This is a genomic window from Pseudomonas guariconensis (assembly GCF_015680235.1).
GTDB lineage: Bacteria > Pseudomonadota > Gammaproteobacteria > Pseudomonadales > Pseudomonadaceae > Aquipseudomonas > Aquipseudomonas guariconensis_A.
In genome coordinates this window covers 1-16,153 of the sequence record NZ_JADLJL010000005.1, presented here as the reverse complement: position 1 = coordinate 16,153, position 16,153 = coordinate 1, and the positions used below count along the sequence as shown (strand labels likewise).

The window sequence follows — 16,153 nt, the reverse complement described above, 5'->3', positions numbered from 1 at the left end:
CGCGCTGTTAAACCAATGAAACTTATCGTCAAAGTCTTCCCTGAGATCACCATCAAGAGCCGGCCGGTGCGCAAGCGTTTCATCCGCCAGCTCGGCAAGAACATCCGCGTCGTGCTCAAGGACTTGGATCCGGAGCTCGTGGTCGATGGTGTCTGGGACAATCTCGAAGTGGTCACCCGCGTCGAGGACGAGAAGATCCAGCGCGAAATGATCGAGCGCCTGACCTGCACCCCCGGGATCACCCACTTCCTGCAGGTCGAGGAATACCCGCTGGGCGACTTCGACGACATCGTCGAGAAGTGCAAGCACCATTTTGGCCACCTGCTGGCCGGCAAGCGCTTCGCCGTGCGCTGCAAGCGTGGCGGCCACCACGACTTCACCTCGATGGACGTCGACCGCTACGTCGGCAGTCAGCTGCGCCAGCAGTGCGGTGCCACCGGCATCGACCTCAAGAACCCTGAAGTTTTGGTGCGCATCGAGATCCGCGACCAACGCCTGTACGTGATCCACAACCAGCACCAGGGCATCGGCGGTTACCCGCTGGGTGCGCTGGAGCAGACCCTGGTGCTGATGTCCGGCGGCTTCGACTCCACCGTCGCCGCCTACCAGATGATGCGCCGCGGCCTGATGACCCACTTCTGCTTCTTCAACCTCGGCGGCCGTGCCCACGAGCTCGGCGTGATGGAAGTGGCCCACTACCTGTGGAAGAAGTTCGGCAGCAGCCAGCGCGTGCTGTTCATCAGCGTGCCTTTCGAAGAAGTGGTCGGCGAGATCCTGGGCAAGGTCGACAACAGCTACATGGGCGTGACCCTCAAGCGCATGATGCTGCGCGCCGCTGCGCGCATGGCCGAGCGCCTGGAGATCGACGCCCTGGTCACCGGCGAGGCTATTTCCCAGGTGTCCAGCCAGACCCTGCCGAACCTGTCGATCATCGACTCGGCCACCGACAAGCTGGTGCTGCGCCCGCTTCTGGCCAGCCACAAGCAGGACATCATCGACACCGCCTACCAGATCGGCACTGCCGAGTTCGCCAAGCACATGCCGGAATATTGCGGCGTGATCTCGGTGAACCCGACCACCCATGCCAAGCGCCACCGCATGGAGCACGAAGAGAAGCAGTTCGACATGGCAGTGCTCGAGCGCGCCATGGAGCGCGCCAAGTTCATCTCCATCGACCACGTGATCGACGAGCTGGGCAAGGACATCGAGATCGAGGAAGTGGCCGAGGCCCTGCCGGGCCAGATCGTCCTCGACATCCGTCACCCCGATGCCCAGGAAGACGAACCTCTGGTGATCGAGGGCGTCGAAGTCCAGGCCATGCCGTTCTATGCGATCAACAGCAAGTTCAAGCACCTGGATGCCAACCGCCAGTACCTGCTGTATTGCGACAAAGGTGTGATGAGCCGCCTGCACGCACACCACCTGCTCAGTGAGGGACATGCCAATGTGCGTGTTTATCGTCCGACATAAGACCCCAGGGCTGTATGGCGGCAGCATCCGCCATCGCCCTCCCGACCACCGGGCCCGCTGAGCCGCAAACCGTACATATTCGCCGCCTACACTGGCGGCAACCGAATCCTCTGATCGAGATACAGTTGTGATCGAAAATCTGCGTAACATCGCCATCATCGCCCACGTTGACCATGGTAAAACCACCCTGGTCGACAAACTCCTGCGCCAGTCCGGCACCCTGGAGCGTAACGAGCTCAACGACGAGCGCGTGATGGACTCCAACGACCAGGAAAAAGAGCGCGGCATTACCATCCTGGCGAAGAACACCGCCATCCGCTGGAACGACTACCGCATCAACATCGTCGACACCCCCGGCCACGCCGACTTCGGCGGTGAAGTAGAGCGCGTGATGTCGATGGTCGACTCCGTGCTGCTGCTGGTCGACGCCCAGGACGGCCCGATGCCGCAAACCCGCTTCGTGACCAAGAAGGCCTTCGAAGCCGGCCTCAAGCCGATCGTCGTGATCAACAAGGTCGACCGTCCGGGCGCGCGTCCTGACTGGGTTCTGGACCAGATCTTCGACCTGTTCGACAACCTCGGCGCCACCGACGACCAGCTGGACTTCCAGGTTGTCTACGCCTCGGCCCTGAACGGCATCGCCGGTCTCGACCACACCGACATGGCCGAAGACATGACCCCGCTGTACCAGGCCATCGTCGACCACGTGCCGGCACCGACCGTCGACGTCGACGGCCCGTTCCAGATGCAGATCTCCGCACTGGACTACAACAGCTTCCTGGGTGTAATCGGCGTTGGCCGTATCGCCCGTGGCCGCGTCAAGCCGAACACCCCGGTCGTCGCCATCGACACCGAAGGCAAGAAGCGCAACGGCCGTATCCTCAAGCTGATGGGCCACCACGGCCTGCACCGCGTCGACGTCGAAGAAGCCACCGCGGGCGACATCGTCTGCATCAGCGGTTTCGACGAGCTGTTCATCTCCGACACCCTGTGCGACATGAACCACGTCGAAGCGATGAAGCCGCTGACCGTCGACGAGCCGACCGTTTCGATGACCTTCCAGGTCAACGACTCGCCGTTCTGCGGCAAGGAAGGCAAGTTCGTCACCAGCCGCAACATCAAAGAGCGTCTGGACAAAGAGCTGCTGTACAACGTTGCCCTGCGCGTCGAAGAAGGCGACTCGGCCGACAAGTTCAAGGTCTCTGGCCGTGGTGAGCTGCACCTGTCGGTCCTGATCGAAACCATGCGCCGCGAAGGCTTCGAGATGGCCGTGGGCCGTCCTGAGGTGATCATCCGCGAAGTCAATGGCGTCAAGCAGGAGCCGTTCGAGAACGTCACCATCGATATCCCTGAAGAGTCCCAGGGCAAGGTCATGGAAGAAATGGGCCTGCGTAAGGGCGACCTGACCAACATGGCGCCGGATGGCAAGGGCCGTGTGCGCCTGGAGTACAACGTTCCGGCCCGTGGCCTGATCGGCTTCCGCAACCAGTTCCTGACCCTGACCAACGGTGCAGGCATCCTGACCTCGATTTTCGATCGCTACGACACCATGAAGCCAGGCACCATGTCGGGCCGTCTGAACGGTGTTCTGGTCTCGATCGAGACTGGCAAGGCCCTGACCTACTCGCTGGAAACCCTGCAGGCTCGCGGCAAGCTGTTCATCGAGCACGGCCAGGACATCTACAACGGTCAGATCATCGGCCTGAACAGCCGTGACAACGACCTGGGCGTGAACCCGACCAAGGGCAAGAAGCTCGACAACATGCGTGCTTCGGGCAAGGACGAAGTCATCGCCCTGGTTCCGCCGGTTCGCCACACCCTCGAGCAGGCCCTGGAATTCATCCAGGACGACGAGCTGTGCGAAGTCACGCCGAAGTCGATCCGTCTGCGCAAGAAGATCCTCGACGAAGGCGAGCGTACCCGCGCTGCCAAGAAAGCCAAGGCTTGATCGTCTAGCCTGAGCTGAAACGAAAACGCCCCCGAGTCGAAAGACCGGGGGCGTTTTTGTTTGTCTTCAAGAAAGTGGGGGGGCCGCTTTGCGGCCCTTTCGCGGCGCAAGGCCGCTCCTACACGGGAGCGTGATCTCCTGTAGGAGCGGCCTCGTGCCGCGAAAGGGGCGCGAAGCGGCCCCAAATTCTCGACTGAAACAGGCTCAGCGCCCGACCACCTTGGGCTTGTACGCGCAATACCCCGGCCGCGGCCCGACCTTGGGGTGGTTGCGGCAGGTGTCGGGCCGCTTGTCGTAGATAGTGCACAAGCGGCTCTTACGATCCAGGTACAGGCAGTCGTCGTTGCTCATGCGGGTCAGGGTGAAGATCCCCGATTTCTGGTTGAAGCGCTCGATGATGCCTTCTTTCTGCAGGCGCTTGGCGATGTTCTTCGGCGGCTCGTCCTTCTCGAACTCGTCCACCACGCCGATGCGGATCAGGTCCTTGATCTTCACTTCCACCGGCAGGGTGCAACAGGTCGAGTGGCAGCCCCCGCACATGTGGCTGGCATAGCGTTGCCAGGTTTCCAGGCGGTCGACTTCGGCGGCGGCGATCAGGGTCGGTTTCATTTTCTTGGGGCATATCACGGTTTGCGGGGCGCGCGATGATACCGGAGTTGTTCAATTTGTGAACAACCTTTTGCCCGAATCGCCGAGTGGGGCATGAAAACCGCGAACCCTCGCTGACGCTCTGTGTCGAAGCGTCTAGGCTGAACAACCTGTGCTTTCGTCAACTTGCTCGAGGATGCCGCATGTCCCAGGAACCCAAAGCTCGTGACGCAGAGGTGGCCGAATTTCGCGCCGCTGTGCTGGCCAAGCTGACCTACGCGGTCGGCAAGGACCCGGAGCATGCCTTCGACCATGACTGGTTCGAAGCCATCGCCCTGGCTGCCCGCGATCACATGGTCGACCATTGGATGGACCACACCCGCCAGGCCTATCGGCGCAGCCAGAAGCGGGTCTACTACCTCTCCCTGGAATTTCTCATCGGCCGCCTGCTGTACGACAGCCTCAGCAACCTGGGCCTGCTGGAGATCGCCCGCGAAGCGCTGGTAGGGCTGGACGTGGACCTGGAGCGTATCCGCCTGCTGGAGCCGGACGCCGCACTGGGCAACGGCGGCCTCGGTCGCCTGGCGGCGTGCTTCATGGAGAGCATGTCGACCCTGGGCATCGCCGCCCATGGCTATGGCATCCGCTACGAACACGGCCTGTTCCGCCAGGCCATGGTCGATGGCTGGCAACAGGAGCAGACCGAGAACTGGCTGGACTTCGGCAACCCGTGGGAGTTCGAGCGCGCGGAGGTGATCTACCCGATCAGCTTTGGCGGCAGCGTCGAGACGGTGTACGACACCCACGGCCACGCGCGCCAGGTCTGGTGGCCGGGCGAGACGGTACGGGCGGTGGCCTACGACACGCCAGTGGTCGGCTGGCGCGGGGCGAGCGTGAACACCTTGCGCCTGTGGCGCGCCCGGGCCATGGAAGAGTTGCACCTGGAGCGTTTCAACGCTGGCGATCACCTGGGCGCGGTAGCCGAAGTGGCGCGGGCCGAGAGCATCTCACGGGTACTGTACCCGGCCGACAGCACCGAGGCCGGCCAGGAGCTGCGCCTGCGCCAGGAGTACTTCTTCGTCTCGGCGTCGTTGCAGGACTTGCTGCGCCGGCACCTGAACATGCACGACAACCTGCTCAACCTGCCGGATGCAGCGGCCATCCAGCTCAACGACACCCACCCGTCGATCGCCGTGGCCGAGCTGATGCGGCTGTTGGTCGACCAGCACGAGATACCCTGGGACACCGCCTGGGAGCTGACCGTAGGGACCCTGGCCTATACCAACCATACCCTACTGCCCGAAGCCCTGGAAACCTGGCCGGTGGCACTGATGGAGCGCATGCTGCCGCGCCACATGCAGATCATCTACCTGATCAACGCCCAGCATATCGATGCCCTGCGGGCCAAAGGCCTGCACGACTTCGACGTGCTGCGCGCGGTATCGCTGATCGAAGAGGACAACGGCCGCCGGGTGCGCATGGGCAACCTGGCATTCCTCGGTTCGCACAGTGTCAACGGCGTGTCGGCCTTGCACAGCAAGCTGATGCGCAGCACGGTGTTCGCCGAGCTGCACAAGCTGTACCCGAAACGGATCAACAACAAGACCAACGGCATCACCTTCCGCCGTTGGCTGTACCAGGCCAATCCGCAGCTCACCGCCATGTTGGTGGAGGCGCTGGGCGAGCAGGTCCTGGACGACCCTGAAGGGCAATTGAAGGCGCTGGTGCCGTTCGCCGACAAGACCACCTTCCGCAAGCAGTTCGCCGCCCAACGCCTGCACAGCAAGCGGGCCCTGGCCAGCATCATCCAGGACCGGGTCGGGGTGACGGTCAACCCCGAGGCGTTGTTCGATGTGCAGGTCAAGCGGATCCACGAGTACAAGCGTCAGTTGCTCAACCTGCTGCACACCGTGGCCCTGTACCAGGCCATGCGCGCCGAGCCGGATATCGACTGGGTGCCGCGGGTCAAGATCTTCGCCGGCAAGGCTGCGGCCAGCTACCACCAGGCCAAGCTGATCATCAAGCTGGCCAACGACATCGCCCGGGTGGTCAACAACGACCCGACCGTGCGCGGCCTGCTCAAGGTGGTGTTCCTGCCCAACTACAACGTCAGCCTGGCCGAGAGCATCATCCCGGCGGCGGATCTGTCCGAGCAGATCTCCACCGCCGGTTACGAGGCCTCCGGCACCAGCAACATGAAGTTCGGCCTCAATGGCGCGCTGACCATCGGCACCCTCGATGGCGCCAACGTCGAAATGAGTGAGCAGGTCGGTACCGAGAACATGTTCATCTTCGGCCTCACCGCCCAGCAGGTGGAAGCCCGCAAGCGTACCGGGGACTTTGGTGCCGGCGCTGCGATCGCGGCGTCGAGCCGCCTGGGCGATGTGCTCGAGGCGATCCGTAGCGGCGTCTTCTCGCCCGACGACCCGGCGCGCTACACAGGTCTTGTGGATGCACTGGTGGCCCATGACCGCTTCTTGGTGTGCGCCGACTTCGATGCCTACTGGGAGGCCCAGCGACGGGTCGAGGCGCTGTGGCACCAGCCCCAGAGCTGGTGGCGCATGGCGGTGCTCAACACGGCGCGGATGGGGTGGTTCTCGTCGGACCGTACCATTCGCGAATATGCCAGCGAGATCTGGAAGGCGCTGGATTGATTGAGGCCGCGCGCGACCCTGTAGGGTTCCTGTAGGAGTGGCCTTGTGCCGCGAAAGGGCCGCAAGGCGGCCCCAGGGTTCAGCGGCCCACGAACATCCCGGGGCCGCTGCGCAAGCCTTTCGCGGCACAAGGCCGCTCCTACAGGTCGCGGTGCCAGCCGTGCGCTTCGACCGCCGGCCTGGCGGTGGCTGAACTACCGACCTATTGTGCCGTCTGAACGACCAGTCGAGTCTCATCGCTCGCTAGCCCGCAACTCTCCCTGTAAACTGCGGGGGTTTTTCTCCCCCTTTCCATTTCGGAGCCATACATGTCCCGCGTTACCCTGAGTCGCTATCTGATTGAGCAGACCCGCAGCAACAATACCCCTGCCGATCTGCGCTTCCTGATCGAAGTGGTGGCGCGTGCGTGCAAGGAAATCAGCCACCACGTGTCCAAAGGGGCCCTGGGCGGCGTACTGGGCAGCATGGGCACCGAAAACGTACAGGGCGAGGTGCAGAAGAAGCTCGACGTGATCTCCAACGACATCCTGCTGGAGGCCAACGAGTGGGGCGGTCACCTGGCCGGCATGGCGTCCGAGGAAATGGACAACGCCTACCAGATCCCGGGCAAGTACCCCAAGGGTGCCTACCTGCTGGTCTTCGACCCGCTGGACGGTTCGTCGAACATCGACGTCAACGTCTCGGTCGGTACTATCTTCTCGGTATTGCGTTGCCCCAATGAATACCTGAGCCAGAACGAAACCCTGAACGAAAATGCGTTCCTCCAGCCAGGCACCCAGCAGGTCGCCGCCGGCTACGCCATCTATGGCCCGCAGACCATGCTGGTCTTGACCCTGGGCAACGGCGTCAAGGGCTTCACCCTGGACCGCGAGCTGGGCAGCTTCGTCCTGACCCACGAGAACATCCGCGTACCGGAAAGCACCGCCGAGTTCGCCATCAACATGTCCAACCAGCGTCACTGGGAAGCCCCAGTGCAGCGCTACGTGGGCGAACTGCTGGCTGGCGAGACCGGCCCGCTGAAGAAGAACTACAACATGCGCTGGATCGCCTCGATGGTGGCCGACGTGCACCGCATCCTGACCCGTGGCGGCCTGTTCATGTACCCACGCGATGCCCGTGAGCCGAGCAAGCCGGGCAAGCTGCGCCTGATGTACGAAGCCAACCCGATGTCGTTCATCATCGAGCAGGCCGGCGGCGCGTCCACAAACGGTTACGATCGCATCCTCGACATCCAGCCCGAGAGCCTGCACCAGCGCGTGTCGGTGATCCTGGGCTCGAAGGAAGAGGTCGAGCGCGTCACCGCCTATCACAAGGAGTAAGTCATGCTCGCACCTTGGCAGCCGTTGCTGGAGTGGTGGTTCGGTTGGGGCACCAGTCCCCAGGCCGTGGCTGACGAGAAGAGCACGCTGTGGTTCGGCAAGCATCACGATGCCGAGGCCCAGGCGCTGTTTGGCGAGCTGGTCGAGCACGCCCTGGCCGGTGGTCTCGACGAGTGGCAGCAAAGCCCGCAGGGCTGGCTCGGCCTGCTGATCCTGCTGGACCAGCTGCCGCGCATGATCCATCGCGACACGCCGCGTGCCTTCGACGGCGACCGGCGCGCCCAGGTGGTGGCCATGCAAGGTCTGCAGAAGGGCTGGGACTACCAGTTGTTGCCGATCCAGCGGGTGTTCGTGCTGTTGGTGCTGGAGCATGCCGAGGTGCTCGACTGGCAGAACCTGTGCGTGGAGCGCTACCAGGTCCTGCTGGAGGAACAGCCCGAGGCCAATCGCCGGCTGTTCGAGGGCTTCCTCGACTACGCCGAACAGCACCAACGGGTGATCGCCCGCTTCGGCCGCTTCCCGCACCGCAATCTGGTGCTGGGCCGGCCGAGCACCGATGAAGAGATGGACTTCCTGCTCGAGCCAGGTTCGCGTTTCTAGGCCAGCAGGCCCTTGCGGGGCAAGGCCGCTCTCATGCGCGATGCATGGGGACGGGCTTGCCCCGCAATCGTTTGGGCGATGTGAACAGGTTCGCAAGGTTCACGCCAGCCGACCAACGGTGTACGTACAAACCTGGGGAAGCAGGGAACCGAGGCGGCTTTTTGCCTTCTAAGCTGTCTGCAGGCCACCATGCCTGTGCCTTCATCTCCAGGAGTGTCCCTTCATGTCGTTGCGTTCCCTCGCCCTGTTGTCCTTGTGCGTCGTCCTGACTGCCTGCAGCAAGATCAACCAGGAAAACTATTCCAAGCTCAAAGCCGGCATGAGCAAGGCCGAGGTCGAGCAGCTGCTCGGTACCCCTGCCGAATGTTCGGGGGCGCTGGGCATGAGCAGCTGCACGTGGGGCGACGAGAAGAGCTTCATCAGCGTTCAGTACGCTGCCGACAAGGTCTTGATGTATTCCGGGCAGGGTCTCAAATGAAGCGTATCCACCTGCTGCTGGCGGTTTGTGCAGCGTTGCTGCTGGGCGGTTGCGCCACGTCCCCGAGCGACCCGTTGGCACCGAAGACCGCAGGCGGCATCGACCTGGAGCGCTACGAGGGCAAATGGTTCGAGCTGGCGCGGTTGCCGATGCCCTATCAGCGCGACTGCGCCCAGTCCGAGGCCCATTACAACCTCAGGCCCGATGGCTCGATGGGTGTGCTGAACCGCTGCCGTATGATCGACGGCGAGTGGCTGCGCGCCGAGGGTTCCGCCTGGCCGCAGGACCCAGGGCACAACGACCGGCTGTGGGTGGAGTTCAACAACTGGTTCACGCACCTGGTGCCGGGCGTGGCCAAGGGTGAGTACTGGGTACTGTACGTGGACGAACGCTACCGCACGGCGATCGTCGGCAGCCCGGACCGCAAGTACCTGTGGATCCTGTCGCGGACCCAGAGCCTGCCGGCGGTGGAACGCGAGAGCCTGCTGGCCAAGGCCCGCCAGCAGGGGTATGACACCACCCGCCTGATCTGGCGGGCGTCGGACAAGCAGATCGTCGCTTCGCACTGAGTTCGGCGGATACATCGCAATCGCGGGACAAGCCCGCTCCCACAGAGGTGACGGTGATCGCTGTGGGAGCGGGCTTGTCCCGCGATTGCGATAGGCGGTGCGACCGATCAGTCCAACAGTTGTCGCAGCACCTCGACGAACGCCCGCGCGCTCGCCTCTTCCTGGGCATGGTGCCCCTGGCGCACCACCCATTGCCCGTTGACCATCACATCGCGCACCTGGCGATCCCCGCCAGCGAACAGCCAGCGGTTGAGAATGGCATCCCCGTTCGCGGTCGCCAGGTAAGGGTCCTGTCCATCGAGCACCAGCCAGTCGGCGCGCTTGCCCACGGCCAGCTCACCGATGGGCTGGCCCATCGCCTGGGCGCCGCCGACCAGGGCGGCGTCGTACAGGGTGCGCCCGACCATTGGCTGGTCGCCACGGTACAGCCGGTTGCGTCGCTGGTCGCGCAGGCGTTGGCCGTATTCCAGCCAGCGCAGTTCCTCCACCACGCTCAGTGACACGTGGCTGTCCGAACCGATCCCCATGCGCCCGCCCTGGGCCAGGAAGTCCACGGCCGGGAAGATGCCGTCGCCCAGGTTGGCCTCGGTGGTCAGGCACAGGCCGGCCACGGCGCCGCTGCGGGCCATGGCGGTGACTTCGTCAGGCTCGGCGTGGGTGGCATGCACCAGGCACCAGCGCTCGTCCACCTCGACGTTTTCATGCAGCCATTGCAGCGGGCGACGGCCGCTCCAGGCCAGGCAGTCGTCGACCTCCTTCTGCTGCTCGGCGATGTGGATGTGCACCGGGCAGTGCTGGTCGCTGGCGGCCAGCACTTCGGCGATCTGCCCAGGGGTGACTGCGCGCAGGGAGTGGAAGCACAGGCCCAAACGCTGGGCGGGCTGCGCCGCCAGCTGCGGGGCGAGCCGCTGTTGCAGGCGCAGGTACTGCTCGCTGGAGTTGATGAAGCGGCGCTGGCCTTCGCTCGGCGGCTGGCCGCCGAACCCGGCATGGCTATAGAGCACCGGCAGTAGGGTCAGGCCGATGCCGGTGTCGGCGGCGGCAGCGCTGATGCGCAGCGACAGCTCGGCGGCGTCGGCATAGGCATGGCCGTTGTGGTCGTGATGCACGTAATGGAACTCGGCCACTGAGGTGTAGCCGGCCTTGAGCATCTCGATGTACAGCTGGCGGGCGATGACCTGCAATTGCTGTGGCGTGATCCGGCCAACCAGACGGTACATCAGGTCGCGCCAGGTCCAGAAGCTGTCGTTGGGGTTGCCAGCCACTTCCGCAAGGCCTGCCATCGCACGCTGGAAAGCATGGGAATGCAGGTTGGGCATGCCCGGCAGCAGCGGACCGGCCAGGCGTTCGGCACCTTCGGCCGAGGCGTTGGCCTCGACGTGGGTCAGTCGGCCATCCTCGGCTACCTCCAGGCGGACATTGCTGGCCCAGCCAGCGGGCAGCAGGGCGCGTTCGGCGAAAAAGGCAGGCATCGGGTAAAATCCTGTTATTGTTTAACTTGTATATACATATACAGGCGTTTGCGCGCCGGGTAAACTGCGGCAAGCTACCGTTCAACCAATTGCAAAGGATTCAACGCCGTGCCGACACCTCCTGTCTCCGCGCTGGTTGCCCAGATGGGCGAAGGTCCGGCGCCGCTGTATGCCCGGGTCAAACAGATGATTGTCCAGCAGATCGAAAACGGCAGCTGGCCGCCACACCACCGAGTCCCCTCGGAAAGCGAGCTGGTCAGCCAGCTGGGCTTCAGCCGCATGACCATCAACCGGGCCCTGCGCGAACTCACCGCCGAAGGGCTGCTGGTGCGCATGCAGGGTGTTGGCACCTTCGTGGCCGAGCCCAAGACCCGCTCGGCGCTGTTCGAGGTCAACAACATCGCCGACGAAATCGCCGGCCGTGGCCACCAGCATAGCTGCCAGGTGATCCGCCTCGCCGAAGAGGCGGCCGGCTCCGAGCGTGCCCTGGCTCTGGACATGCGCGAAGGGCAGCGGGTGTTCCATTCGCTGATCGTGCACTACGAAAACGGTGTGCCGGTGCAGATCGAGGACCGCTACGTCAACGCGCAGATCGCCCCGGACTACCTCAAGCAGGACTTCACCCGGCAGACGCCCTACGCCTACCTGTCACAGGTCGCCCCATTGACCGAGGGTGAGCACGTGGTCGAGGCGATCCTGGCCGAGCCCGAGGAGTGTCGTCTGCTGCAAATCGAGCGAGGCGAGCCGTGCCTGCTGATACGCCGGCGCACCTGGTCCGGTCGCCAGCCGGTGACCGCTGCACGCCTGATCCACCCTGGTTCCCGTCATCGCCTGGAAGGACGATTCAGCAAATGAGTCAATTGCAGCTGTTGCGCGCCCAAGACTACCCGCGCATGCCCTGGAAGAACGGTGGAGGCTTCACCGAAGAGATCACCCGCGATGCCGGCGAGGGCCTGGAAGGGTTCGGTTGGCGCCTGTCGATCGCCGATATCGAGGAGTCCGGCGGGTTTTCCACTTTCGCCGGGTACCAGCGGATCATCACCGTGCTCCAGGGCGACGGCATGCGCTTGCTGGTCGATGGCCAGGCCAGTCGGCCATTGCTGCCGTTCGATGCCTTTGCCTTCAAGGGTGAAAGCCAGGTCAGCTGCAAGCTGCTGGGCGGGCCGATCCGCGACTTCAACCTGATTTACGCGCCACAGCGCTACCGGGCGCGGTTGCAATGGCTCGATGGCACGCACCGGTTATACAGCTCGGCTTCGACGGTGCTGCTGTTCGCGGCCAGCGGGCAGGTGGAGGTGACGGTGGCTGAGCAAGAGGTGCAACAGCTTGGCATGTATGACTGCCTGCGCCTGGAGGACAACGAAGAGCTGCTGGCGCTGGATGTGCAAGGGCGATTCTGCCTGATCGAATTGATGCCGCGTTAAGCCTGGCATTGTGAAAGGGGCCGCTGCGCGCCCCAATCGCGGGACAAGCCCGCTCCCACAGGTTCGCGTTGCCCTTGAAGGCGGCGCAGAACCTGTGGGAGCGGGCTTGCCCCGCGATTGGATCGCGAAGCGGCCCCTTTTGTTTTTCGGTTTCCCGAGGAGCGGTAGGAAAAATTTAGTTGTCCATGCTTGTATGTACAAGTAAATGTGTGTTTGTATATCTCCATCGACACACCGCCGTCGACATCGACCGCAGAGGACATCTCCCGTGACTGACAACAACAAATACCGTGACGTAGAAATCCGCGCCCCGCGTGGCAACAAGCTGACCGCCAAGAGCTGGCTGACCGAAGCGCCGTTGCGCATGCTGATGAACAACCTCGACCCGCAGGTCGCCGAGAACCCGAAGGAACTGGTGGTCTACGGCGGTATCGGCCGTGCCGCGCGTAACTGGGAGTGCTACGACAAGATCGTCGAGACCCTGACCCGCCTGGAAGACGACGAGACCCTGCTGGTGCAGTCCGGCAAGCCGGTCGGTGTCTTCAAGACCCACGCCAACGCCCCGCGCGTGCTGATCGCCAACTCCAACCTGGTGCCGCACTGGGCCAACTGGGAACACTTCAACGAACTGGACGCCAAGGGCCTGGCCATGTACGGCCAGATGACCGCCGGCAGCTGGATTTACATCGGCAGCCAGGGCATCGTCCAGGGCACCTACGAAACCTTCGTCGAAGCAGGCCGCCAGCACTACAACGGCAACCTGACCGGTAAGTGGGTTCTGACTGCGGGCCTCGGTGGCATGGGCGGCGCCCAGCCGCTGGCAGCCACCCTGGCCGGCGCCTGCTCGCTGAACATCGAATGCCAGCAAAGCCGCATCGACTTCCGCCTGCAGACCCGCTACGTGGACGAGCAGGCCAAGGACCTGGACGACGCCCTGGCGCGCATCGCCAAGTACACCGCCGAAGGCAAGGCCATCTCCATCGCCCTGCACGGCAACGCCGCCGAGATCCTGCCTGAGCTGGTCAAGCGTGGTGTGCGCCCGGACATGGTCACCGACCAGACCAGCGCCCACGACCCACTCAACGGCTACCTGCCGGCTGGCTGGACCTGGGAAGAGTACCGCGACCGCGCCCAGACCGACGCTGCTGCCGTGGTCAAGGCCGCCAAGCAGTCGATGGCCGTGCACGTGCAGGCCATGCTCGACTTCCAGAAGATGGGCGTGCCGACCTTCGACTACGGCAACAACATCCGCCAGATGGCCAAGGAAGAGGGCGTGGCCAACGCCTTCGACTTCCCAGGCTTCGTACCGGCCTACATCCGTCCGCTGTTCTGCCGCGGTGTCGGCCCGTTCCGCTGGGCCGCGCTGTCGGGCGATGCCGAGGACATCTACAAGACCGACGCCAAGGTCAAGGAACTGATCCCGGACGACGCCCACCTGCACCGCTGGCTGGACATGGCTCGCGAGCGCATCAGCTTCCAGGGCCTGCCGGCACGTATCTGCTGGGTTGGCCTGGGCCTGCGCGCCAAGCTGGGCCTGGCGTTCAACGAAATGGTCCGCAGCGGCGAGCTGTCCGCGCCGATCGTCATCGGCCGCGACCACCTGGACTCCGGTTCCGTGTCCAGCCCGAACCGCGAGACCGAAGCCATGCGTGACGGCTCCGACGCTGTCTCCGACTGGCCGCTGCTCAACGCGCTGCTCAACACCGCAGGCGGCGCCACCTGGGTTTCGCTGCACCACGGCGGTGGCGTAGGCATGGGCTTCTCCCAGCATTCGGGCATGGTCATCGTCTGCGACGGTACCGACGAAGCCGCTGCACGTATCGCCCGCGTACTGACCAACGACCCAGGGACCGGCGTCATGCGCCACGCCGATGCCGGCTACCAGATCGCCATCGACTGCGCCAAGGAGCAGGGCCTGGACCTGCCGATGATCACGGGCTGATCGACGTTCCTTTGGCTATCGCCGAACAACGTTGATACTGAACAACAAGAAGGGGCCTGCGGGCCCCATACGAATTGGAGTAGCGAAGTGACCGACCTGACTCTCAAGCCCGGCACCCTGACCCTGGCCCAACTGCGCGCTGTCCACGCAGCGCCTGTACGCCTGCAACTGGACGCCAGCGCTGGCGCTGCGATCGACGCCAGCGTCGCCTGCGTCGAGCAGATCATCGCCGAAGACCGCACCGCCTATGGCATCAACACCGGTTTTGGCCTGCTGGCCTCGACCCGCATCGCCAGCCATGACCTGGAAAACCTGCAGCGCTCGCTGGTGCTGTCCCACGCCGCCGGTATCGGCGCACCGCTGGACGACGCCCTGGTGCGCCTGATCATGGTGCTGAAGATCAACAGCCTCAGCCGCGGTTTCTCCGGCATCCGTCGCAAGGTCATCGACGCGCTGATCGCCCTGGTCAACGCCGAAGTCTACCCACACATTCCGCTCAAGGGTTCGGTAGGCGCCTCGGGCGACCTGGCACCGCTGGCCCATATGTCGCTGGTGCTGCTGGGCGAAGGCAAGGCGCGCTACAAGGGCCAGTGGCTGCCTGCCACCGAAGCCCTGGCAGTCGCCGGTCTGGAACCGCTGACCCTGGCCGCGAAAGAGGGCCTGGCGCTGCTCAACGGCACCCAGGCATCGACCGCCTACGCCCTGCGTGGCCTGTTCGCCGCCGAAGACCTGTACGCCGCGGCCATCGCCTGTGGCGGCCTGAGCGTGGAAGCCGCACTGGGTTCGCGCTCGCCGTTCGATGCACGTATCCACGAAGTACGTGGCCAGCGTGGCCAGATCGACACCGCCGCCTGCTTCCGCGACCTGCTGGGCGACGCCAGCGAAGTCTCGTTGTCGCACAAGAACTGCGATAAGGTCCAGGACCCGTACTCCCTGCGCTGCCAGCCACAAGTCATGGGCGCCTGCCTGACCCAGATCCGCCAGGCTGCCGAAGTGCTGGGCATCGAGGCCAACGCCGTGTCGGACAACCCGCTGGTATTCGCCGCCGAAGGCGACGTGATTTCCGGTGGTAACTTCCACGCCGAGCCTGTGGCCATGGCCGCCGACAACCTCGCCCTGGCCATCGCCGAGATGGGCTCGCTGAGCGAGCGCCGCATCTCGCTGATGATGGACAAGCACATGTCCCAGCTGCCGCCGTTCCTGGTGGAAAACGGTGGGGTGAACTCCGGCTTCATGATCGCCCAGGTTACCGCAGCCGCCCTGGCCAGCGAGAACAAGGCCCTGTCGCACCCGCACAGCGTCGACAGCCTGCCGACCTCCGCCAACCAGGAAGACCACGTGTCGATGGCCCCTGCCGCCGGCAAGCGCCTGTGGGAAATGGCCGAAAACACCCGTGGCGTGCTCGCCATCGAATGGCTGGGCGCCTGCCAGGGCCTGGACCTGCGCAAAGGCCTGAAGACCTCCGCCAAGCTCGAGCAGGCGCGCCAGGCCCTGCGCCGCGAAGTGCCGCACTATGACCGCGACCGCTTCTTCGCACCGGACATCGAAATCGCTGCCGAGCTGCTGGCCAAAGGGACCTTGACCAGCCTGCTGCCGGCCGGCGTCCTGCCAAGCCTGTAACGCCCTTGGGGCCGCCCTGCGGCCCATCGCCCGGGGGGGGGGGCGGCCGGCCCCCCCCAAGCCGGGGCG

At 64.3% G+C, this 16,153-nt stretch carries 13 protein-coding genes; 11 read left to right on the top strand and 2 right to left on the bottom strand.

Features of this window, described 5'->3' with window-relative positions:
• Nucleotides 1–15: 15 nt before the first annotated feature.
• Both thiI and typA read left to right on the top strand, forming a co-directional pair.
• On the top strand, nt 16–1,470 hold the full coding sequence (gene thiI / locus IRZ56_RS05625) for a tRNA uracil 4-sulfurtransferase ThiI (protein WP_196144029.1): 1,455 nt from the start codon (nt 16–18) through the stop codon (nt 1,468–1,470).
• Nucleotides 1,471–1,597: 127 nt separating this feature from the next.
• Nucleotides 1,598–3,418 (top strand): translational GTPase TypA, encoded by a 1,821-nt coding sequence (gene typA, locus IRZ56_RS05620; protein ID WP_196144028.1) that lies wholly within the window; start codon nt 1,598–1,600, stop codon nt 3,416–3,418.
• 204 nt (nt 3,419–3,622) lie between these two features.
• Here the strand turns inward: typA and IRZ56_RS05615 are convergent, their stop codons facing one another.
• A complete protein-coding gene (locus IRZ56_RS05615; RefSeq protein ID WP_196144027.1) occupies nt 3,623–4,027 on the bottom strand; it encodes a YkgJ family cysteine cluster protein in 405 nt (134 codons plus the stop codon).
• A 182-nt stretch (nt 4,028–4,209) separates the two neighbouring features.
• On the opposite strand from IRZ56_RS05615, the gene IRZ56_RS05610 reads away from it, so the two are divergent.
• The 5 genes from IRZ56_RS05610 (at nt 4,210) to IRZ56_RS05590 (ending at nt 9,626) form a co-directional block, all read left to right on the top strand.
• Nucleotides 4,210–6,660: a glycogen/starch/alpha-glucan phosphorylase gene (locus IRZ56_RS05610; RefSeq protein ID WP_196144026.1), complete on the top strand. Its 2,451-nt coding sequence runs from the start codon at nt 4,210–4,212 to the stop codon at nt 6,658–6,660.
• Nucleotides 6,661–6,968: 308 nt separating this feature from the next.
• A complete protein-coding gene (locus IRZ56_RS05605; protein WP_196144025.1) occupies nt 6,969–7,979 on the top strand; it encodes a class 1 fructose-bisphosphatase in 1,011 nt (336 codons plus the stop codon).
• Between the two features lie 3 nt (nt 7,980–7,982).
• A complete protein-coding gene (locus IRZ56_RS05600) occupies nt 7,983–8,579 on the top strand; it encodes a DUF924 family protein (RefSeq protein ID WP_196144024.1) in 597 nt (198 codons plus the stop codon).
• A 223-nt stretch (nt 8,580–8,802) separates the two neighbouring features.
• Nucleotides 8,803–9,057, top strand: coding sequence for an outer membrane protein assembly factor BamE domain-containing protein (bamE, locus tag IRZ56_RS05595; RefSeq protein ID WP_084853950.1), 255 nt, complete (start codon nt 8,803–8,805; stop codon nt 9,055–9,057).
• Nucleotides 9,054–9,626 (top strand): lipocalin family protein, encoded by a 573-nt coding sequence (locus tag IRZ56_RS05590; protein ID WP_196144023.1) that lies wholly within the window; start codon nt 9,054–9,056, stop codon nt 9,624–9,626. The genes bamE and IRZ56_RS05590 overlap by 4 nt, the downstream gene beginning before the upstream one ends.
• 107 nt (nt 9,627–9,733) lie before the next feature.
• On the opposite strand, the gene IRZ56_RS05585 is transcribed toward IRZ56_RS05590, so the two are convergent.
• The gene (locus tag IRZ56_RS05585; RefSeq protein WP_196144022.1) at nt 9,734–11,098 is read right to left on the bottom strand and encodes a formimidoylglutamate deiminase; all 1,365 of its coding nucleotides are present in this window, start codon (nt 11,096–11,098) and stop codon (nt 9,734–9,736) included.
• Between the two features lie 144 nt (nt 11,099–11,242).
• Between IRZ56_RS05585 and hutC the strand changes: the two genes are divergently transcribed.
• The 4 genes from hutC (at nt 11,243) to hutH (ending at nt 16,084) form a co-directional block, all read left to right on the top strand.
• On the top strand, nt 11,243–11,953 hold the full coding sequence (hutC, locus tag IRZ56_RS05580; protein WP_172402939.1) for a histidine utilization repressor: 711 nt from the start codon (nt 11,243–11,245) through the stop codon (nt 11,951–11,953).
• Nucleotides 11,950–12,522, top strand: coding sequence for a HutD family protein (locus IRZ56_RS05575; protein ID WP_196144021.1), 573 nt, complete (start codon nt 11,950–11,952; stop codon nt 12,520–12,522). The genes hutC and IRZ56_RS05575 overlap by 4 nt, the downstream gene beginning before the upstream one ends.
• Nucleotides 12,523–12,790: 268 nt before the next feature.
• Nucleotides 12,791–14,464, top strand: a complete 1,674-nt coding sequence (gene hutU / locus IRZ56_RS05570; protein ID WP_196144020.1) for a urocanate hydratase — start codon at nt 12,791–12,793, stop codon at nt 14,462–14,464.
• Nucleotides 14,465–14,551: 87 nt separating this feature from the next.
• Complete coding sequence (gene hutH, locus IRZ56_RS05565; protein ID WP_196144019.1) at nt 14,552–16,084, top strand: histidine ammonia-lyase; 1,533 nt, start codon at nt 14,552–14,554, stop codon at nt 16,082–16,084.
• Nucleotides 16,085–16,153: the final 69 nt, after the last annotated feature.